Consider the following 19,538-nt stretch of genomic DNA (forward strand, 5'->3'; position numbering starts at 1 on the left):
GGTGGTCGGAGGTAGAGTCGTGGCCGTGACTGATGCCGACGCCGTGACCCCTGCCTCCTCGTCTCCCGAGACCGCCGCCGACCCCGTCGAGTTCCGCAGCGACGTCACGGTCGAGCTGGTCCGCTCGAGCGCGCACGACTCCGACGTCCTCTTCGCGGCGCGCGTCTCGACGATGGGCGAGCAGACGCTCGAGGGCGCCCAGGCCTCGGCCGACGGGGCGCAGGCGACCAAGGGCGCCGGCCTGATCAACTACCTCATGCGCGACCGCCACGGCTCGCCCTTCGAGCACAACTCGATGACCTTCTACGTGCAGGCGCCGATCTTCGTGTTCCGCGAGTTCATGCGGCACCGCATGGCGAGCTACAACGAAGAGAGCGGTCGCTACCGCGAGCTCAACCCCGTCTTCTACGTCCCCGCCGCGACCCGCAACCTGCAGCAGGTGGGCAAGCCCGGCGCCTACGACTTCCTGCCCGGCACGCCCGAGCAGAGCGAGCTCGTCCGGTCCGAGACCGAGCGCACCTCCCGCGAGGCCTACGCGGCCTACAAGCGCATGCTCGACGCCGGCGTCGCGCGCGAGGTCGCCCGCATCGTCCTGCCGCTGAACATCTACTCGTCGATGTACGTCACCGTGAACGCGCGGTCGTTGATGAACTTCCTCAGCCTCCGCACGAAGCGCGAGGGCACGCACTTCCCGTCGTTCCCGCAGCGCGAGATCGAGATGTGCGCCGAGAAGATGGAGGACATCTGGGCCGAGCTCATGCCCCTCACCTACGCTGCCTTCGGCACGAACGGCCGCGTCGCCCCCTGACCGGGTCGACGCTGACCCTCCGAGGGGCGATCCGCGCGGGGCGAGACAGTACGCTGGTCGACGTGTCGAACATCAGCAACCCCTTCGGGCAGGTCCTCGTCGCTCTCGTCACCCCCTTCACCGCCGACGGCGAGGTCGACTGGCCGGCGGTCGAGAAGCACATCGACGACTGCGTCTCGGCGGGTGCCGACGGCATCGTCGTCACGGGCACGACGGGCGAGACCAGCACCCTGACCGACCCCGAGAAGCTCAAGCTCGTCGAGGTCGGCAAGTCGGTCGCCGCGGGGCGCGCAAAGATCATCACGGGCGGCGGCTCGAACGAGACCGCGCACGCGATCCAGCTGTACAAGGCCAGCGAGAAGGCCGGCGCGGACGGCGTCATGATCGTCACGCCGTACTACAACAAGCCCACGCAGGCCGGCGTGCTCACGCACTTCCGCATGATCGCCGACGCGACCGACCTGCCGGTCATCCTCTACGACATCCCCGGCCGCACCGGCATCCCGATCAAGTACGAGACGCTGCTGCGCGCGGCGAAGCACCCCAACATCGTCGCCGTCAAAGACGCGAAGGGCGACTTCGCCGAGGTCAGCCGCGTCATCAACCAGACCGACCTGCTCTACTTCTCGGGCGACGACGCGAACGTGCTGCCCCACCTGGCGATCGGCGCCTCCGGCCTGATCGGCGTGACGGCGAACATCGTCTCCGCGCCGTACCGCACCATGATCGACGCCGTGAACGCAGGCGACCTGCACACGGCCACGGCGGCGCACCAGATGCTCGAGCCGCTGGTGCGCGCCGTCATGACGCACGTGCCCGGCACGGTGGCGGCGAAGTACATCCTGCACGGCCTCGGCCGCATCTCCAGCCCCCGCGTCCGCTTGCCGCTCGTCGGCCCGGAGGACAGCGAGGCGGCGCTCATCGAGGACGAGCTCTCGCACGTCGGCGACATCCCCGGGCTCGACCTCAGCCGCTTCCGCCCCGACCGCAACGCGGCGGCCGGCGGCGCCCTGCCCAAGGTGCACGGCACCACGCGCTGACCACGCGGCACGCCGCTGGCCGTGCCGACGGCTCGGCGCGCGGGCCGACAGAGACCTCGATCCCCGGGGCACGAGCCCCGACCTCGACCCGAAGGACACGATGCCCACGACCATCAAGACCCCGCGCAAGCTCGAGGACGGCACGCTCCGGGTCATCCCGGTCGGTGGCCTCGGCGAGATCGGGCGCAACATGACCGTCTACGAGATCGACGGCAAGCTGCTCGTCGTCGACTGCGGCGTCCTGTTCCCCGAGGAGCACCAGCCGGGCGTCGACCTGATCCTCCCCGACTTCTCGCCCCTCCGCGACCGGCTCGACGACGTCCTCGCCGTCGTGCTGACCCACGGCCACGAGGACCACATCGGGGCGGTGCCCTACCTCCTGCGCCTCCGCGCGGACATCCCGCTGATCGGCTCGCAGCTCACGCTCGCCCTGATCGAGGCGAAGCTCAAGGAGCACCGCATCAAGCCGTACACGCTGACGGTGAAGGAGGGCGGGCGCGAGACCCTCGGCCCGTTCGACCTCGAGTTCGTCGCGGTGAACCACTCGATCCCGGACGCCCTCGCCGTCGCGATCCGCACCTCCGCAGGCGTCGTCCTGCACACCGGCGACTTCAAGATGGACCAGCTGCCGCTCGACGACCGCATCACCGACCTGCGGGCCTTCGCCCGCCTCGGCGAGGAGGGGGTGGACCTGTTCCTCCCCGACTCGACGAACGCCGACGTGCCGGGCTTCACCGCCCTCGAGCGCGACATCGGACCGGTCCTCGACGACGTCATCCGCCGGGCGCCGCGCCGGGTCGTCGTGGCGAGCTTCTCGAGCCACGTGCACCGCGTGCAGCAGGTGCTCGACGCCGCCCACGCCAACGGGCGCCGGGTCGCGTTCATGGGCCGGTCGATGATCCGCAACATGGGCATCGCCGCCGACCTGGGCTACCTCGTCGTGCCCGAGGGCGTCCTCATCGACGCCAAGAAGGCCAAGGACCTCCCCGACGACCGCATCGTCTACATGAGCACGGGCTCGCAGGGCGAGCCGATGGCCGTCCTCGCCCGGATGGCGAACCTCGAGCACCAGATCGAGATCGGGCAGGACGACACGGTCATCCTCGCCTCGAGCCTCATCCCCGGCAACGAGAACGCCGTCTACCGGGTGATCGACGGGCTCACCAAGCTCGGCGCGAAGGTGGTGCACAAGGGCAACGCGAAGGTGCACGTGTCGGGCCACGCCTCGGCCGGCGAGCTCCTCTACTGCTACAACGTGCTCCGCCCGAAGAACGTCATGCCGGTGCACGGCGAGCACCGGCACCTCTACGCGAACGCCGCCCTGGCCGAGCGCACCGGCGTGCCGCGCGAGAACACGATCCTCGGCGAGGACGGCGTCGTCGTCGACCTCCGCGACGGGGTCGCCGAGGTCGTCGGACAGCTCGACCTCGGCTACGTGTACGTCGACGGCTCGACCGTCGGCGAGATCACCGACGCCGACCTCAAGGACAGGCGCATCCTCAGCGAGGAGGGCTTCATCTCCGTCTTCCTCGCGATCGACGCCACCACGGGGCGTGTCGTCGTCGGCCCCGAGATCCAGTCGCGCGGCTTCGCCGAGGACGAGCGGGTCTTCGACGACGTCATGCCCAAGATCCTCGCCGCGCTGGCCGAGGCGGCCGAGAACGGCACCCGGGACACCCACCAGTTCAGCCAGGTCGTCCGCCGCACGGTGGGCCGCTGGGTCGCCACGCAGCACCGTCGTCGTCCCATGATCGTGCCGGTGGTCATCGGCGCCTGACCCGGCTCGGCACGAGGCCTCAGCTCGCTCGGGAAGTCATCCCGACGGCTGAGGCCTCCGTCGTCCCCCTCCTCCTATGGTGAGCACGTTCCGTCCGTTGCTCCGAAGGGGGAGTCGCCCGTGCGCGTCGCCAAGACCTGGATCTTCCCGATCCTCCGCATCCTGATCTTCGTCGCGATCGCGGTGGCCCTCGTCAAGCTCGCGTTCTTCGCGGCGCCCGACGCGGCGACCGGCTCCGTGGCGGTCCCGGCTGGCGAGGCCGTCGAGCCCCAGGTCGCCGTGGCCGTCGGCACCGTCACGAACGACGTGACGGTCGACGCCACGGTCGAGGCCGACGTCGCCTCGACCGTGCCTGCGACCCTCGCCGGCACCGTCGTGACCGTGGTCGTCGAGAAGGGCCAGGCCGTCGCCGCGGGCGACAAGATCGCGACGCTGCGCTCCGAGACCCCGCAGGAGGCGCTGGTCTCGGCCGACGGCACCGTCACCGAGCGCGCCCCGATCGTCAAGACCGCGGTGGTGACGTCGCCCGTCGCGGGCACCGTGACGGAGCTCTCCGTCATCAAGGACCAGGAGGTGGCCGTGGGCAACGCGGTCGCGAAGGTGGCGCCTCCGACGTTCCACGTCACGGGGGCGCTGGCCGCCGACCAGCTCTACCGCCTGGTCAGCCGGCCGGCCGAGGGCACCGCGTCCATCCAGGGCGGCCCGGCGCCGTTCGCCTGCACCGGTCTCTCGGTCGGCGGTGCCGGTGCCGGCGCGGGCACCACGACCGCCGGCGACACCGGAGACTCGTCGGGCACGGGCGTCTCGGGGCAGTCGGTGACGTGCGCCGTCCCCGGCGACGTCACGGTCTTCGCGGGCCTCGCCACGAAGCTGACGATCCCCGCCGGCGTCGCGACCGACGTCCTCACGGTGCCGCTCACCGCGGTCGAGGGCGCCGCGGGCAAGGGCGTCGTGACCGTTGTCGGCGCCGACGGCACCGAGGAGGAGCGGGAGATCACGCTCGGCATCAACGACGGCACGACCGTCGAGGTGACCGGGGGCCTCGTCGAGGGCGACATGGTCCTCGAGTTCGTGCCCGGCGCCGTCGCCTCGCAGGAGGGCTGCGTCGACCCGACGACCGGAGAGGTCTACTGCTGATGTCGTTGATCCGGCTCGAGGGAGTCACGAAGACGGTCCCCCTCGCCGACGACGCGACGCTCGACATCCTCCGCGGCGTCGACCTCGTGGTCGAGGCGGGCGAGCACGTGAGCATCGTCGGCCGTTCCGGCTCGGGCAAGTCGACCCTGCTCAACATCCTGGGGCTCATCGACGCGCCGACGACGGGTACGCACTGGTTCGACGACGTCGACGTCAGCGGCATGCGCTCGGGGGCCCGCGACCGGCTCCGCGGCGAGCAGGTGGGCTTCATCTTCCAGCAGTTCAACCTGCTGCAGGGGCGCACGGCGCTCGAGAACGTCATGACGCCGTTGCTCTACGCCCGCGGTCGGCGCTTCTGGCGCCGGCGGGCGATCGCGGCCGAGATGCTCGAGAAGGTCGGGCTCGGGCACCGCGTCGACTCGATGCCGCACCGCCTCTCGGGCGGCGAGCAGCAGCGGGTGGCGATCGCGCGCTCGCTGGTGCGCGACCCGCGCGTCATCCTGGCCGACGAGCCGACGGGAGCGCTCGACATCGAGACGGGGGCGACGGTCATGCGCCTCCTCGACGACATCTCGTCCGACACCGGCGCCGCCCTCGTCACCATCACGCACGACCTGGCCGTGGCGGGCCTCGCCGCGCGGCACTACTCGCTCGACGCGGGCGTGCTCTCGGCCGCGCGACTGGGCAGCGGGCTGGCCGGGGCGTCGGCCCTCGTGCCGGCGGGCGCCTCCGCCTCGGAGGCTCCCTCCTCCTCCGCCCCGGCACCCGTCGAGGTCGTGTCGTGAGCGGTCTGTTGTCGGGGGTCGTGGGAGCGTTCGTCGAGGCCTGGTCCGAGCTGAGGGTCAACAAGCTGCGGGTGCTGCTCAGCCTCATCGGGGTCGCGGTGGCCGTCGCCGCGCTGACCGCCGTCGTCGGGCTCGGCAGCCTCGCCGAGCAGTCCACGCGCGAGTCGTCCGAGAAGTCCGGCGGGCGACCCGCCACCTACACGGTCTCGGCCTACAGCCAGGGGGCGACCCCGCTCGACCCCGCCCTCCTCGACGACGAGTTCCGCTCGACGATGTCGCGCTACCAGATCTCGTGGGCGTCCGAGAACCTCTACACGACGAGGTCCGTCCAGCTGCCCGGCGGCCTCACCGACGTCTCGGCACAGGTCGTCGACCCCGAGTACGGCGAGATGCACCGGGTGTCGATGGCCGAGGGATCCTGGTTCGTCGAGGGCGACGACCAGCGGATGGCCCCGGCGGTCGTCGTGAACGAGGCGCTCTGGGACACGCTCGGCCGCCCTCCGGTCGCCTCGCACCCCACCCTCCTGCTGAGCGGCACGGACTCGGTGACCGGCGTCGTCGTGGGCGTCACGGCGGCGCAGTACGCCGAGGAGGCGCCCGGGCTGTTCCTCCTGCCCTCGGACGAGCACGACCTGGTGCCGCTCTCGCAGGGCGGGTACGCCGAGACGCCGCAGTACGAGATGTGGCTGCCGACGTCGTCCGGCGACCAGCTGAGCACGATGGTGCAGGGCAACCTCGCGGCGGCCCTCGGCGACGACGTGCAGGTCGACGTGAACCGGTCCGACTACGCGGCGTACGCGGGCGACTCCGACCCCTTCAAGCCGATCAAGCTGATCATCACGGGCGTCGGCGTGCTCGTGCTGCTGCTCGGCGGGCTCGGACTCGTCAACATCGCGCTGGTCACGGTGCGGCAGCGGATCCGCGAGATCGGGGTCCGGCGGTCGTTCGGCGCCACGGCGCCCCGGGTGTTCTTCTCGGTGATGCTCGAGAGCGTCGCCGGCACGGTGGTCGCGGGGGCCGTCGGCGTCATGGTCGCCGTGCTCGTCGTGCAGAACCCGACCGTGCAGGGCTTCATCGCCCAGGGGTCGGTCGACGACCTGCCGCCGTTCCCGATCACCGCCGCCCTGATCGGCCTGGGGTCCGCGACGCTGATCGGCGCCGTGGCGGGAGTGCTGCCCGCTCTCGTCGCCGTCCGGGTCAAGGTCATCGACGCCATCCGCTACTGAGGTGGGCGGGCCGCTCGGGGCCCGGCGCGCCGACCACCTCCGGTCGGCGTCGGCGGCGGGCGGTAACCTCGACGGCATGGCCACGCCCACCAAGTCGACAGCGCGCTCGCGCTCGGGGCGCGGCGCGTCCACGGGCGCCTCGGCCGCCCGAGGCGCGACCGCGGCGACCAAGAAGCTCCCCGCCGCGAAGGCGCCGGCACCCGTCGACGAGGGCCCCGGCGTCCTCGCGTCCGCCTGGATGGGCCTGGCCCACCTGACCGGCGGCGCCTTCCGGCTCTTCGGCAGCGAGTCGCTCGACAAGTCCGAGCGCCGCGACGGCGTCCCCTTCCTCCTCGTGCTGCTGGCGATCGCCGGGGCCGTGGTCGAGTGGCTCAACCCCACCAGCCCTTTGGCCGTCGCGTTCGACGCGTACACGTTCGGCGGGTTCTTCGGGCGGGTCGCCTACGCGCTGCCGGTCATCATGGTGCTCTTCGCGGGCTGGCTGTTCCGGCACCCGGCTTCCGTCCACGACAACACGCGCATCGGCATCGGGCTCGGCCTCATGATCGTGTCCATCAGCGCCCTGTGCCACATCTACGGCGGCCAGCCGCAGGCCGTCGACGGCATGCCCGCCCTGGCGAGCGGCGGCGGGGTGCTCGGCTGGCTCGTCGCCTCCTGGCTGGTCATGCTCGCGACCGAGTGGGTCGCGGTGCCGGTCGTCGTCGTCCTGCTCGCGCTCTCGCTGCTGATCATGACCAAGACGCCGCCGAACCGCATCGGCCACCGTCTCGGCGACCTGTACCGCTGGCTCTTCGGCGAGACGACCGCGGAGGGCGGCTCGGCCCCTGCCGGCGACGGCTCCGCCGTGGGCGACGCAGACGAGCCCGACACGCTGCCGTGGTGGCGGCGCACCAAGAGCGGCCGTGAAGAAGACCCGGCCTACGACACTCCCGTGGTCACCCAGAGCAGCGCCGACGACGCCGCGGACCGCCGGGGGCGGGGCTCGCGTCGTCGCGGTGCCGCCGGCCCGGTCTTCGTCGACCACGGCGCGACCATCGGCGGCGACGCCCCGGCCGCAGGGTCCTCGGCAGCGGGGGCCGCGGCAGCCGAAGCCCCGACCGACGTCTACCAGGCCGACCTGCTGCACGACCTCGACGCGGCGGAGGACGCCGTGCGGTCGTTCGGCATCGACGTCCCGCTGCACGACGACGAGCCGGCGCCCACGACGTCCGCCGCGGGTGCCGCGGGTGCCGCCGTCGGCGGTCCCTCGGGTGTGACGGCCGCCACGACCGTCCTGCCGTCCCTGCCTGCGACCGGCGTGCCGGCCACCGCGTCCGCGGCCGCGCCCGGCGAGAGCGACGTCGCGGCCGACTTCCTCGCCGTCGACGACGACGAGCCCGCCCCGCCGTCGCTCGACGTCGAGGACGACTCGCCCGTGGCGCCTTACCGCCTGCCGGCGGCGTCGACGCTGAGCGTCGGACCGCCCGCGAAGGCGCGCAGCGAGGCGAACGACGAGATCGTGCGCTCCATCACCGAGGTGCTCCGGCAGTTCTCCGTCGACGCGAAGGTCGTCGGCTTCAGCCGCGGCCCGACCGTCACGCGGTACGAGATCGAGCTGGGCCCGGGCGTCAAGGTCGAGAAGGTGACGGCGCTCAGCAAGAACCTCTCGTACGCCGTCGCGTCGAACGAGGTGCGGATCCTCTCCCCGATCCCGGGCAAGAGCGCCATCGGCGTCGAGATCCCCAACACCGACCGCGAGATCGTGTCGCTCGGCGACGTCCTGCGCTCCGGGGCCGCCGCCAAGAGCGTGCACCCGATGACGATCGGCGTCGGCAAGGACGTCGAGGGCGGCTACGTCGTGGCGAACCTCGCGAAGATGCCGCACCTCCTGGTCGCCGGCGCCACCGGCTCCGGCAAGTCGAGCTTCGTCAACTCGATGATCACGTCCCTGCTCATGCGGGCCAAGCCGACCGACGTGCGCATGGTCCTCATCGACCCGAAGCGGGTCGAGCTCTCCATCTACGCCGGCGTCCCGCACCTGATCACGCCCATCATCACCAACCCCAAGAAGGCGGCCGAGGCGCTGCAGTGGGTGGTGAAGGAGATGGACATGAGGTACGACGACCTCGCCAGCTTCGGCTTCCGCCACATCGACGACTTCAACCGCGCCGTCGTCGCGAACGAGATCGTGCTGCCGGCCGGCAGCGCCCGGTCGCTCAAGCCCTACCCCTACCTGCTCGTCGTCGTCGACGAGCTGGCCGACCTCATGATGGTCGCCCCGCGCGACGTCGAGGACAGCATCGTCCGCATCACCCAGCTGGCGCGTGCCTCGGGCATCCACCTGGTGCTCGCGACGCAGCGTCCGTCGGTCGACGTCGTGACTGGCCTCATCAAGGCCAACGTGCCGTCGCGGTTCGCGTTCGCCGTGTCGAGCGTCACCGACTCGCGGGTCATCCTCGACCAGCCCGGCGCCGACAAGCTGATCGGCCAGGGCGACGGGCTCTTCCTGCCGATGGGCGCCTCCAAGGCCATGCGGGTCCAGGGCGCCTGGGTGCAGGAGGCGGAGATCGCCGAGGTCGTGGCGCACGTCACCCGGCAGGCGCGTCCCGACTACCGGCCCGACGTGGCGGCCGTGGTCGAGAAGAAGGAGATCGACGGCGACATCGGCGACGACCTCGAGCTGCTCCTCGCGGCCGCTGAGCTCGTCGTCAGCACCCAGTTCGGGTCGACGTCGATGCTCCAGCGCAAGCTGCGCGTCGGCTTCGCCAAGGCGGGGCGCCTGATGGACCTCATGGAGTCGCGCGACATCGTCGGCCCCTCCGAGGGGTCGAAGGCGCGCGACGTGCTCGTGAACAACGAGCAGCTGCCGGGCGTTCTGGCCAAGCTGCGCGGTCAGGGCGACGACGGGCTCCGGGGGCCGGCCCCCGCCTCCTCGGCTCCCACGGCGGTCGGCGCGGGCGACTACGGCGACGATCCCGTCGCCGAGATGACACGAGGCTACGACGAGGTCGACGGCGACGAGGAGTCGGAAGACGCCTGGGGCCTGACCGGCAGGGACTGACGTGACCGACGAGAGAACCCCCGACGCCCCCCGGGCCGCGACGTTCCCCTGGCGGGGACGCTTCGCGAGCCGCGGCGCGGGGCCGGCCAGCACGGCGAACATCGCCAACGTGATCACGGTCGTCCGCATCCTGATGGCGCCGCTGTTCATCGCCTGGCTGCTGATCGACGACGGCGCCGACGGCCCGTTGCGCATCGCGGCCGCTGTGCTGTTCGTGGTCGCCATCCTCACGGACAGCCTCGACGGCATGCTGGCGAGGGGCCTCGACCTCGTCACCGACTTCGGCAAGATCGTCGACCCGATCGCCGACAAGGTCCTCGTCGGTGGCGCACTGGTCGGGCTCTCCGTGCTCGGCGAGCTGCCCTGGTGGGTGACCGCGCTGATCCTCGTGCGCGAGATCGGGATCACCGTGTACCGCTTCGTCGTCATCCGCGACCGCGTCATCCCCGCGTCGCGCGGGGGCAAGCTCAAGACCGTGCTCCAGGCCGTCGCGGTGACGCTGGCGCTCTTCCCGCTGTGGGTGCCGCTAGGCGACTGGGTGCACGGCCTCAACACCGTCGTGATGACGGCCGCCGTGGTGGCCACGCTCGTGTCGGGTGCCGACTACGTCCGGGTCGCCCTGAAGCACTCCCGCACCTCGTGACCACCGCGGCCGAGGTGGTGCACGAGCTCGACCGCCAGGGGCTGACCGTCGCGGTCGCCGAGTCGTTGACGGGGGGTCTGCTCGCCGCCGAGCTCATCTCGGTCCCTGGTGCGTCCGCGGTCGTCGCCGGGGGAGTCGTGGCCTATCAGACGCCCCTCAAGGCAACACTGCTCGGCGTGCCGGCCGCGCTGCTCGCGGCCCGGGGCGCCGTCGACCCCGACGTCGCCGTCGCCATGGCGGCAGGGGCACGTCGGGCGCTGGCCGTCGAGGGTCAGGCCGCCGACGTCGGCATCGCCACCACCGGGGTCGCCGGCCCCGACGCCCAGGACGGCCACGCGCCGGGCACGGTGTACGTCGCCCTGAGCGCAGGAGGCGAGGCTCGCGTCACGAGGCTCGCCCTCGAGGGCGACCGGGCAGCCATCCGATCGGCCACCGTCTCCGAATCACTCTCGATGCTGCACGACTGGCTCGCGGGGCCTCGGGAATAGCCGGGGTTTCGGTCTCGTTACATCTCGTGAGTTCACAAGCGTCACACAGAGCTGGCTGGCTACAGTGGCACCCAGTTCGACAGCAGTGTTCCTCACCCACCCCTGAATCCCGTCACGGTGGGTCTTATGTCGCAAGGAGGGGTCCCATGGTTCTGGTCCGTCAAGAGATCGGCGACGTCCTCCGCGACTTCCGTCTCCAGAAGGGCCGCACGCTGCGACAGGTCGCCTCCAAGGCGAGCGTCGCACTCGGCTACCTCAGCGAGGTCGAGCGTGGGCAGAAAGAGGCCAGCTCCGAGATCCTCGCGTCGGTCGCCGACGCGCTCGAGACGCCGATCTCCGTCATCATGCGCGAGGTGGGCGACCGGATGGCCGTCATCGAGGGCCTCAACCCGATCCCCGACACCCTGCCCGACGACATGGTCGCCGAGTTCGACACCGACCTGGTCGTGCGCTGACCTCACGGTCCGACGTGCAGTACGCCTCGAGACGCCCCCGACCCGTGTCGGGGGCGTCTCGGCGTCCGGGTACCCTCGACTGATGCGCAAAAGCGAGTTCCGCAGGGCGGTCGACGACGAGTTCGGCGAGGCGTACGGGCGGGTCGTCACCCGCGACCTCGTCCTCTCGTCGCTGGGCGACGAGACCGCCGACGAGGCGCTCCGCGGCGGTGTGCCGCCGCGCGAGGTGTGGCTGGCCCTCTGCGAGGCCGAGGGCGTCCCCGTGGGCCGCAGGCACGGAGCAGGGCTGCCAGAGCCGCGTCGCTGACCGCCGTCACGGACGCGCGCGCCGCGGGCCGTCGACGATCAGGTGTTCGACACGCCGGGCTCCGAGTTCGAACGTGCGTTCGGCACGGTGGTAGCTTCCTCCACAAGGGCGTCGACGCCCGAGTGCTCCACTTCCGCCGGGGATCGCGTCTGCGATGTCGGTGGCCGGTCGTAGCGTTCATGCATCGACGTTCCACCGCTCCCGCATCCGTGGGGGCACCAGCCTTGTCGTCGAGACCGCCGCCCCCGGGCCGAGCGCGACGCGACAGCCTACAGGCGCACGGACAGCAACCACGAAGGAGTCACCATGCCCTCAGCAGAGAACCGCGAGAAGGCGCTCGAGACGGCGCTCGCGCAGATCGACCGTCAGTTCGGCAAGGGCGCGGTCATGCGCCTGGGCAGTGACGAGCGGGCTCCGGTCGCCGTCATCCCCACCGGCTCCATCGCGCTCGACGTCGCGCTCGGCATCGGTGGGCTCCCTCGAGGCCGCATCGTCGAGATCTACGGCCCCGAGTCCTCGGGGAAGACGACGCTCACCCTGCACGCGATCGCCAACGCGCAGCGCGGCGGCGGCATCGCGGCCTTCATCGACGCCGAGCACGCGCTCGACCCCGAGTACGCGAAGAAGCTGGGCGTCGACATCGACGCGCTGCTCGTCTCGCAGCCCGACACGGGCGAGCAGGCGCTCGAGATCGCCGACATGCTCGTCCGCTCCGGCTCCATCGACCTCGTCGTCATCGACTCCGTGGCGGCGCTCGTGCCGCGTGCCGAGATCGAGGGCGAGATGGGCGACTCCCACGTCGGCCTCCAGGCGCGTCTCATGTCGCAGGCCCTCCGCAAGCTGACGGGTGGTCTCAGCCAGACCGGCACGACGATGATCTTCATCAACCAGCTGCGCGAGAAGATCGGCGTGTTCTTCGGCAGTCCCGAGACCACCGCCGGCGGCAAGGCGCTCAAGTTCTACGCCTCGGTGCGACTCGACATCCGCCGCATCGAGACCCTGAAAGACGGCACGGACGCCGTGGGCAACCGCACCCGCGTCAAGGTCGTCAAGAACAAGATGGCACCGCCCTTCAAGCAGGCCGAGTTCGACATCCTCTACGGCGTCGGCATCTCGCGCGAGGGCAGCCTGATCGACTTCGGTGTCGAGCACGGCATCGTCCGCAAGTCCGGTGCCTGGTACACCTACGAAGGCGACCAGCTCGGTCAGGGCAAGGAGAACTCTCGCAACTTCCTCCTCAAGAACGCCTCCGTCGCACAGGAGATCGAGCAGAAGATCCTCGCGAAGCTCGGCGTCGGCGGGGCCAAGCCGGTCGAGGCCCCCGTCGAGTCGATCGAGGCGAAGATCGCCGCCCGGAAGGGCGCATGACCTCGCACGACGACGAGTCGGCTGACGACCTGGCACCCGTGACGCCCCTCTTCGGGGTCCGCGGGGCCAGGTCCGGCCGCACAGGCGCAGACGCGTCGAGCCACCCTTCGAGGGGGCCGGCGCCTGTCGTGGGCGACGACGAGCCTGTCGAGCCGTCGGGCGACGGCGCGAGGCGGGATCCGGTGCGCGACGCGGCAGCCGCGCTGGCCGCCGTGACCGAGCACTGGTCGGACGTCCCGGCTGCGGCCGCTGCGTCCGCCGACGAGGCAGAGGCCGAGGAGCCGCCCGAGGACTTGGACGCACAGCGGACCCGGGCCGAGAACGTCAGCCTGCATGCCCTCAGCCGACGAGGAGTCTCGTCGGCGGAGATGGCGTCCCTGCTCGAGGCGCGCGACCTCGATCCCGAGGTCGTGGCCGACGAGGTGTCGCGCCTCGAGGGGGTGGGCCTCCTCAACGACAGGGAACTCGCAGAGAACCTCCTCGAGACGAAACAGGGCCGCAAGGGCCTCGGTCGGGGCGCCGTGACGTCCGAGTTGCGCGCGCGGGGCATCGACGCGTCCGTGATCGAGGAGGTCCTCGCCGAGACCGACGACGCCGACGAGCAGGCCAGGGCCGACGAGTGGGCCGTGAAGCGCGCGAGCTCGCTGCGCGGGCTGGACAGGGCGACGGCCGAGCGGCGCCTCAACGGCTACCTCATGCGTCGCGGCTATCGCTCCGACACCATACGTCGTGCCGTCGAGAAGGCCCTGCCGCGCGGCGGCAGCAGCCGGGGCGGCGTCCGCTTCGAGTGACGCCCCGTCCTACACTGGGGCACCATGTCGACGGTCGGTGAAGCACTCAGCGGCGGCGTGATCGCCGTCGTGGGATCGACCGGCACCGGCAAGTCGGCGTTCTCGCTCGACCTGGCCGAGCGTCTCCGCGATGCGGGGCGCCAGGCCGAGATCGTCAACGCCGACGCGATGCAGCTCTATCGGGGGATGGACATCGGGACGGCCAAGCTGCCCCGAGACGAGCGGCGAGGAGTGCCTCACCACCTCCTCGACGAGCTCGAGGTGACGGCCGAGGCCAGCGTCGAGTGGTACCAGTCCCGTGCTCGTGCCGTGATCGACGACGTCCTCGCTCGCGGTGCCGTGCCCCTCCTGGTGGGCGGATCCGGGCTCTACGTCTCGAGCGTGCTCTTCGACTTCCGGTTCCCGGGCACCGACGTCGCTGTGCGACAGCGCTTCGAACGCGTGGCCGAGAGCGGCGGCCCCGGCGCGCTGCACGAGCTGCTCACACAGACAGATCCGGTCGCCGCCGAGCGGATCGGGCCGCACAACGCCCGGCGGCTCGTGCGGGCACTCGAGGTCGGCGAGATCACCGGTGAGCCGTTCTCGGCGGCGCTGCCCGACGAGGCACGGCGGTGGCGCCCCTCCTCGATCGTCGGCATCGCCGAGGAGAGGCCGGTCCTCGTCGAGCGTCTCGATGCCCGCGTCCGCCGCATGTGGGCCGACGGCCTGGTCGACGAGGTGCGTGGCCTGCTGCCGCTCGGCCTCGCCGACGGGATCACCGCCTCCCGGGCCATCGGCTACGCGCAGGCAGCAGCGCAGCTGCGGGGCGACACCGACGAGGAGGCGGCGATCGCCGAGACGCAGGCGCTCACGCGCCGCTACGCCCGCCGCCAGGTCAGCTGGTTCAAGCGGTACCCGGACGTCGACTGGTCGACCACGGGCGACCCGGCTGCCGTCGAGCGGGCCCTCGCTAGACTCCTCGGGTGACCACGACGCTCCAGTTCACCAAGGGACAGGGCACCGGGAACGACTTCGTGTTGTTCACCGACGCCGACGGCGAGACCGACCTCGACGGGGTCGCCATCCGCGCCCTGACCGACCGTCGCTTCGGCGTAGGGGCTGACGGGGTCATCCGCGCCGTTCGCTCGTCCGCGCTCTCGGCCGGCGCCGCGGCGCTGGCGAGCGATCCCTCGGCCGAGTGGTTCATGGACTACCACAACGCCGACGGCAGCCTCGCCGAGATGTGCGGCAACGGCGTCCGCGTCTTCGCGCGCTACCTCGTCGAGCGCGGCCTGGTCGACCTGTCCGTCGGCGGGGCCCTCGCGATCGGCACGCGCGCCGGCGTGCGCACGGTGCGGCGAGACGGCTCGGGCTTCCGGGTCGACCTCGGCGCCTGGGCGCTCGGGGACGACGAGCCGACGGTCCGCGCCCGAGAACTCCACGCGGCGAGGCCGGGCCTCTCGCTCTCGGTCGGCAACCCGCACGTGGTCGTCGCCCTCGCCTCCGACGACGAGCTCGACGGGCTCGACCTCTCCTGGGTGCCGGTGCTCGATCCCGCGCCTGCCGAGGGCGCCAACGTCGAGTTCGTGGTCCCGTCCGATCCGCTCGTGGTCGACGGCATCGGTCGCATCCGCATGCGCGTGCACGAGCGCGGCAGCGGCGAGACGCTCTCGTGCGGCACGGGTGCCGCGGCTGCGGCACTAGCCGTGCGGCACTGGGCTGGCGCGGGCGCGCCCGACGACTGGGCCGTCGAGGTGCCGGGCGGCGTCCTCGGGGTCCATGTCGCGCCCGGGGGCGACGGTGAGCACGTGTCGCTCAGCGGACCGGCCGAGCTCGTCTTCAGCGGGGCCCTGACCCTCTAGCGTCCATCGGTCCCTCGCGCGTGAGCGTCCGTCGGTCCCTCGCGCGTGGGCCCATGGCCCCCGGGCCGCTGGGGCGCACACCCTATCGTCGTCGTCGTCGTCGTCGCTCGTCTATGCGAGGGACGAGGAGGCGCGACGGGCCCGCAGCACCCGGTACCCTTTGCTCGTCGAGGCCCGCTCCACCTGGACCACGTCCGCCATGGTCGCGTTCATCCACGCCTGGAGCGAGTCGGCGCCGAGGTTCTTCTGCACGACGAGCCAGGCGTCCGAGCCGGGCTCCAGGCGTGGCAGCCAGGTCTCCAGGAGGCCGTGCAGCACCTCCTTGCCGACCCGGATGGGCGGATTCGACCAGATCGACGCGAAAACGACGCCGTCGGGAACACCGTCGGGCGTCACGGCGTTGACGTTCTGGAGGCCCGCGGCCCGTGCGTTCTCACGGACGAGGTCGAGGACCCTCTCGTTCACGTCGACGGCCCACACCGTCGCGTCGGGTGACGACAACGCGAGGCTCAGTGTGATGGGGCCCCATCCGCACCCGACGTCCAACAGGTCGCCCGTCGCGGGCGGCTGCGGTGCACCGGCCAGCAGGACGGCCGTGCCCGGGTCGACCCGCTCGGGGCTGAAGACGCCCGACGCCGTCGTGAGCGTCAGCTCTCGCCCTGCGAGGGTCGCCGTGATCGTCCGCCGACGCAGCTCGCTCTCCGGGTTCGGGGAGAAGTAGTGGTCGTTGGTCACGCACGACAACCTACCGAACATCAGCTGCCTGGCCCGTGACGGCCCAGGCTCGACCCCCTCCGGAGGGCTAGTATCACTTCGATGACAGACACCCCCACGACCCCGCTCGACGACGAGCGCGACGGACAGCCCGGCGACGACGTCGTGGCGCGGGTCCTCGAGCGTGCGGCGTCGCGGGCGTCCGCCTACACGATCTTCTCGCCTGCCCAGGCGATCCAGACCCGCTCCCTCGACGACTCGGGCGACGGCGACCAGTACGACCGCGAAGACCGGGCCGCGCTCCGCCGCGTGGCCGGCCTCTCGACCGAGCTGGAGGACGTCACCGAGGTCGAGTACCGCCAGCTCCGCCTCGAGAACGTCGTCCTGATCGGCGTCTGGTCGCAGGGCTCGCTCTCGGACGCTGAGAACTCGCTCCGTGAGCTCGCCGCACTGGCCGAGACCGCGGGCGCCTCGGTGCTAGACGGCCTCCTGCAGCGTCGGCCGAACCCCGACCCGAGCACCTACCTCGGCAAGGGCAAAGCGGAAGAACTGCGGCAGACCGTGGCTGCCCTCGGCGCCGACACGGTCATCGCCGACACCGAGCTCGCACCGAGCCAGCGGCGTGCGCTGGAGGACGTGGTGAAGGTCAAGGTGATCGACCGCACGGCCGTCATCCTCGACATCTTCAGCCAGCACGCGAAGAGCCGCGAGGGCAAGGCCCAGGTCGAGCTCGCCCAGCTCGAGTACCTGCTGCCGCGCCTCCGTGGCTGGGGGGACTCGATGTCCCGCCAGGCCGGTGGCCAGGTCGGCGGTGCCGGTGCCGGAATGGGCAGCAGGGGCCCCGGCGAGACGAAGATCGAGCTCGACCGTCGCCGGATCCACACGCGCATGGCCCGCCTCCGGCGTCAGATCAAGGAGATGAAGCCGGCACGCGACGCGAAGCGGGCCAACCGCGACCGCAACGAGGTGCCCTCCGTGGCCATCGCCGGCTACACGAACGCGGGCAAGTCGAGCCTGCTGAACCGGCTCACGAGCGCCGGCGTCCTGGTCGAGAACGCCTTGTTCGCGACCCTCGACGCGACGGTGCGCAAGAGCGCCACCACCGACGGCCGCCCCTTCACCTACGCCGACACGGTGGGCTTCGTCCGCAACCTGCCGCATCAGCTCGTCGAGGCCTTCCGCTCGACGCTCGAAGAGGTCGCGGGCTCCGACGTCATCGTGCACGTCGTCGACGGGTCGCACCCCGACCCGGCCGCGCAGTTGGCGACGGTGCGCGAGGTCATCGGCGAGGTCGACGGACGGGACATCCCCGAGGTCGTGGTCTTCAACAAGAGCGACCTCGTCGACGACGACCAGCGGCTGGTGCTGCAGGGGCTCGAGCCGACGGCCGTCTTCGTCTCGGCGCGCACGGGCGAGGGCATCGACGTGCTGCTGGCGAAGCTCGCCGGGCTGCTGCCCGAGCCCGAGGTCGAGCTCGACCTCCTCGTGCCCTACGATCGCGGCGACGTGGTGTCGCACCTGCACGACTCCGGTCGGGTCCTGACGACCGACTACGACGAGCAGGGCACCCGGGTGCACGCCCGCGTCTACCCGAGCGATGTCGCGGCGCTCTCGCCGTTCGTGCGCACGGAGACTGCCGACGCCGTCGAGACCGCGGAGCCCGCCGCCTCCTGAGCGGTTCGCTCCCCGCACGACGAAGCGCCTCCGGCCCGGTCAGGGCAGGAGGCGCTTCGTCGTCCTCGGGACGCGTCAGACCGAGCGGAGCACCGCCACGACCTTGCCGAGGATCTGCGCGTGGTCGCCCACGATCGGCTCGAACGCGCTGTTGCGGGGCAGCAGCCAGGTGTGGCCGTCGCGCTGCCGGAAGACCTTGACCGTGGCCTCGTCGTCGAGCATGGCCGCGACGATGTCGCCGTTCTCGGCGTCCTGCTGCTGCCGGACGACCACCCAGTCGCCGTCGCAGATCGCGGCGTCGATCATGGACTCGCCGACGACGCGGAGCATGAACAGCTCGCCCTTCCCCACGAGCTGGCGGGGGAGCGGCATGACGTCCTCGACCTGCTGCTCGGCGGTGATGGGGATGCCGGCCGCGATCCGGCCGACCATCGGCACGTGGGCGGTGTCGCCGTCGTCGCTCGTCGAGAGGATGCTCGTCACGGGAGCAGCGGCAGTCGTCGCGTCGCCCAGCACCTCGAGGGCGCGGGGGCGGTTGGGGTCGCGGCGGATCCGGCCGGCGAGCTCGAGCTGGTTGAGCTGGTGGGTCACGCTCGACAGCGACTTGAGGCCGACGGCGTCGCCGATCTCGCGCATGCTCGGCGGGTAGCCGCTCTGGGCGATGCTCGCCTGGATAGCGGCCAGGATCGACTCCTGCTTGGCGGTGAGCGCCTTGCGCGGGGGCGTCGCCGGGGCGGTCGCCGTCGCGCTGTGCCGGTCGGTCATGTCTCTCCTGCCGTCGATGTCGGTGGTCGCTGGTGTACTCGTCCCACCGACTGGAACCTATCGGATCACGGCCACTTGGCGAAACACATGTTCGAGTGTGTCGCGCTTGTCTCCGGGAGATGTTCGAGAGAAATGGTTGCGGTCGGGCTCAGTCGAAGATATGTTCGGTACACGTCTTCGTGTCCGGCATTCCCGGCCGAGTGCCGGGCACGAACTCGTACGACAACTCTCGCGGTGAAAGGAACCACCTCATGAGCGCCACCAGCATCAGCAACGACATCGTCGGCATCACCACCGGCTCGGTCGCCCCTCGCACCCGCCTCCGCATCACGCGTCGAGGCCGGCGAGTCGTCGGCGCCGCTGTCGCGCTCGGCGCCGCGGGCATCGTGGCCGCGGGCTTGCTGCTCGGCCCCGGCGCCGTCGCCTCCGACCACGCCGCAGACGTGTCCTTCGCCCAGGTCACGGTCGAGGGCGGCGAGTCGCTCTGGCAGGTCGCGAGCGAGATCGCCCCCACCAAAGACCCGCGCGACGTCGTCAGCGACCTCGTCCGCCTGAACAACCTGCCGAGCGCCGAGGTGGCCGCGGGCCAGACGCTCGCGATCCCCGAGAAGTACAGCCGCTGATCTGGTGTGGCTGGGCCCGACCTGTCCGTTGCGGTCCGGTCCGGTCCGGTCCGGGT

General features: G+C 71.5%; 19 protein-coding genes. 17 read left to right on the top strand and 2 right to left on the bottom strand.

Going from position 1 to position 19,538, the window contains the following annotated elements:
* Positions 1 to 25 precede the first annotated feature (25 nt).
* From thyX to dapF, 15 genes are all read left to right on the top strand, one after another.
* Positions 26 to 808 carry an FAD-dependent thymidylate synthase gene (thyX, locus tag EDF18_RS15245; RefSeq protein ID WP_233569200.1) on the top strand — a complete coding sequence of 261 codons (783 nt, stop codon included), beginning with the start codon at positions 26 to 28 and terminating at the stop codon, positions 806 to 808.
* Between the two features lie 62 nt (positions 809 to 870).
* A complete protein-coding gene (gene dapA / locus EDF18_RS15250) occupies positions 871 to 1,848 on the top strand; it encodes a 4-hydroxy-tetrahydrodipicolinate synthase (protein ID WP_123548693.1) in 978 nt (325 codons plus the stop codon).
* A gap of 100 nt (positions 1,849 to 1,948) precedes the next feature.
* On the top strand, positions 1,949 to 3,625 hold the full coding sequence (locus tag EDF18_RS15255; RefSeq protein ID WP_123548694.1) for a ribonuclease J: 1,677 nt from the start codon (positions 1,949 to 1,951) through the stop codon (positions 3,623 to 3,625).
* Positions 3,626 to 3,745: 120 nt separating this feature from the next.
* A complete protein-coding gene (locus tag EDF18_RS15260; RefSeq protein ID WP_123548695.1) occupies positions 3,746 to 4,762 on the top strand; it encodes a biotin/lipoyl-binding protein in 1,017 nt (338 codons plus the stop codon).
* Positions 4,762 to 5,547 (top strand): ABC transporter ATP-binding protein, encoded by a 786-nt coding sequence (locus EDF18_RS15265; protein WP_123548696.1) that lies wholly within the window; start codon positions 4,762 to 4,764, stop codon positions 5,545 to 5,547. Before EDF18_RS15260 ends, EDF18_RS15265 begins: the two co-directional genes overlap by 1 nt.
* Positions 5,544 to 6,773 (top strand): ABC transporter permease, encoded by a 1,230-nt coding sequence (locus EDF18_RS15270; RefSeq protein ID WP_123548697.1) that lies wholly within the window; start codon positions 5,544 to 5,546, stop codon positions 6,771 to 6,773. The genes EDF18_RS15265 and EDF18_RS15270 overlap by 4 nt, the downstream gene beginning before the upstream one ends.
* Positions 6,774 to 6,849: 76 nt before the next feature.
* Positions 6,850 to 9,813, top strand: a complete 2,964-nt coding sequence (locus EDF18_RS15275; protein WP_123548742.1) for a DNA translocase FtsK — start codon at positions 6,850 to 6,852, stop codon at positions 9,811 to 9,813.
* Between the two features lies 1 nt (position 9,814).
* Positions 9,815 to 10,456: a CDP-diacylglycerol--glycerol-3-phosphate 3-phosphatidyltransferase gene (pgsA, locus tag EDF18_RS15280; RefSeq protein ID WP_123548698.1), complete on the top strand. Its 642-nt coding sequence runs from the start codon at positions 9,815 to 9,817 to the stop codon at positions 10,454 to 10,456.
* The gene (locus tag EDF18_RS15285) at positions 10,453 to 10,944 is read left to right on the top strand and encodes a CinA family protein (RefSeq protein WP_123548699.1); all 492 of its coding nucleotides are present in this window, start codon (positions 10,453 to 10,455) and stop codon (positions 10,942 to 10,944) included. Before pgsA ends, EDF18_RS15285 begins: the two co-directional genes overlap by 4 nt.
* Positions 10,945 to 11,090: 146 nt before the next feature.
* A complete protein-coding gene (locus tag EDF18_RS15290) occupies positions 11,091 to 11,399 on the top strand; it encodes a helix-turn-helix domain-containing protein (protein WP_123548700.1) in 309 nt (102 codons plus the stop codon).
* Between the two features lie 82 nt (positions 11,400 to 11,481).
* Positions 11,482 to 11,706 (top strand): DUF3046 domain-containing protein, encoded by a 225-nt coding sequence (locus tag EDF18_RS15295; protein WP_123548701.1) that lies wholly within the window; start codon positions 11,482 to 11,484, stop codon positions 11,704 to 11,706.
* A gap of 306 nt (positions 11,707 to 12,012) precedes the next feature.
* Complete coding sequence (gene recA / locus EDF18_RS15300; RefSeq protein ID WP_123548702.1) at positions 12,013 to 13,074, top strand: recombinase RecA; 1,062 nt, start codon at positions 12,013 to 12,015, stop codon at positions 13,072 to 13,074.
* 182 nt (positions 13,075 to 13,256) lie between these two features.
* The gene (locus EDF18_RS15305) at positions 13,257 to 13,865 is read left to right on the top strand and encodes a regulatory protein RecX (protein WP_158614701.1); all 609 of its coding nucleotides are present in this window, start codon (positions 13,257 to 13,259) and stop codon (positions 13,863 to 13,865) included.
* Positions 13,866 to 13,889: 24 nt separating this feature from the next.
* The gene (gene miaA / locus EDF18_RS15310; RefSeq protein ID WP_123548704.1) at positions 13,890 to 14,831 is read left to right on the top strand and encodes a tRNA (adenosine(37)-N6)-dimethylallyltransferase MiaA; all 942 of its coding nucleotides are present in this window, start codon (positions 13,890 to 13,892) and stop codon (positions 14,829 to 14,831) included.
* Positions 14,828 to 15,706 carry a diaminopimelate epimerase gene (gene dapF, locus EDF18_RS15315; RefSeq protein WP_123548705.1) on the top strand — a complete coding sequence of 293 codons (879 nt, stop codon included), beginning with the start codon at positions 14,828 to 14,830 and terminating at the stop codon, positions 15,704 to 15,706. The genes miaA and dapF overlap by 4 nt, the downstream gene beginning before the upstream one ends.
* Positions 15,707 to 15,817: 111 nt before the next feature.
* Here dapF and EDF18_RS15320 read toward each other — a convergent pair whose 3' ends face one another.
* The gene (locus tag EDF18_RS15320; protein ID WP_123548706.1) at positions 15,818 to 16,441 is read right to left on the bottom strand and encodes a class I SAM-dependent methyltransferase; all 624 of its coding nucleotides are present in this window, start codon (positions 16,439 to 16,441) and stop codon (positions 15,818 to 15,820) included.
* Between the two features lie 81 nt (positions 16,442 to 16,522).
* Between EDF18_RS15320 and hflX the strand changes: the two genes are divergently transcribed.
* Positions 16,523 to 18,094, top strand: a complete 1,572-nt coding sequence (gene hflX, locus EDF18_RS15325) for a GTPase HflX (protein WP_123548707.1) — start codon at positions 16,523 to 16,525, stop codon at positions 18,092 to 18,094.
* 75 nt (positions 18,095 to 18,169) lie between these two features.
* Here hflX and lexA read toward each other — a convergent pair whose 3' ends face one another.
* Positions 18,170 to 18,859, bottom strand: coding sequence for a transcriptional repressor LexA (gene lexA, locus EDF18_RS15330; RefSeq protein ID WP_123548708.1), 690 nt, complete (start codon positions 18,857 to 18,859; stop codon positions 18,170 to 18,172).
* Between the two features lie 251 nt (positions 18,860 to 19,110).
* On the opposite strand from lexA, the gene EDF18_RS15335 reads away from it, so the two are divergent.
* Complete coding sequence (locus EDF18_RS15335; protein ID WP_123548709.1) at positions 19,111 to 19,482, top strand: LysM peptidoglycan-binding domain-containing protein; 372 nt, start codon at positions 19,111 to 19,113, stop codon at positions 19,480 to 19,482.
* Positions 19,483 to 19,538 lie beyond the last annotated feature (56 nt).

Origin of the sequence: Frigoribacterium sp. PhB107 (assembly GCF_003751515.1) — a bacterium.
Lineage (GTDB): Bacteria > Actinomycetota > Actinomycetes > Actinomycetales > Microbacteriaceae > Frigoribacterium.

Excerpts from the sequence above, each read along its gene's own strand:
- EDF18_RS15255 (WP_123548694.1), top strand. The coding sequence starts at position 1,949 with ATGCCCACGACCATCAAGACCCCGCGCAAGCTCGAGGACGGCACGCTC.
- EDF18_RS15265 (WP_123548696.1), top strand. The coding sequence starts at position 4,762 with ATGTCGTTGATCCGGCTCGAGGGAGTCACGAAGACGGTCCCCCTCGCC.
- EDF18_RS15275 (WP_123548742.1), top strand. The coding sequence starts at position 6,850 with ATGGCCACGCCCACCAAGTCGACAGCGCGCTCGCGCTCGGGGCGCGGC.
- EDF18_RS15290 (WP_123548700.1), top strand. The coding sequence starts at position 11,091 with ATGGTTCTGGTCCGTCAAGAGATCGGCGACGTCCTCCGCGACTTCCGT.
- EDF18_RS15295 (WP_123548701.1), top strand. The coding sequence starts at position 11,482 with ATGCGCAAAAGCGAGTTCCGCAGGGCGGTCGACGACGAGTTCGGCGAG.
- recA (WP_123548702.1), top strand. The coding sequence starts at position 12,013 with ATGCCCTCAGCAGAGAACCGCGAGAAGGCGCTCGAGACGGCGCTCGCG.
- miaA (WP_123548704.1), top strand. The coding sequence starts at position 13,890 with ATGTCGACGGTCGGTGAAGCACTCAGCGGCGGCGTGATCGCCGTCGTG.
- hflX (WP_123548707.1), top strand. The coding sequence starts at position 16,523 with ATGACAGACACCCCCACGACCCCGCTCGACGACGAGCGCGACGGACAG.
- lexA (WP_123548708.1), bottom strand. The coding sequence starts at position 18,859 with ATGACCGACCGGCACAGCGCGACGGCGACCGCCCCGGCGACGCCCCCG.
- EDF18_RS15335 (WP_123548709.1), top strand. The coding sequence starts at position 19,111 with ATGAGCGCCACCAGCATCAGCAACGACATCGTCGGCATCACCACCGGC.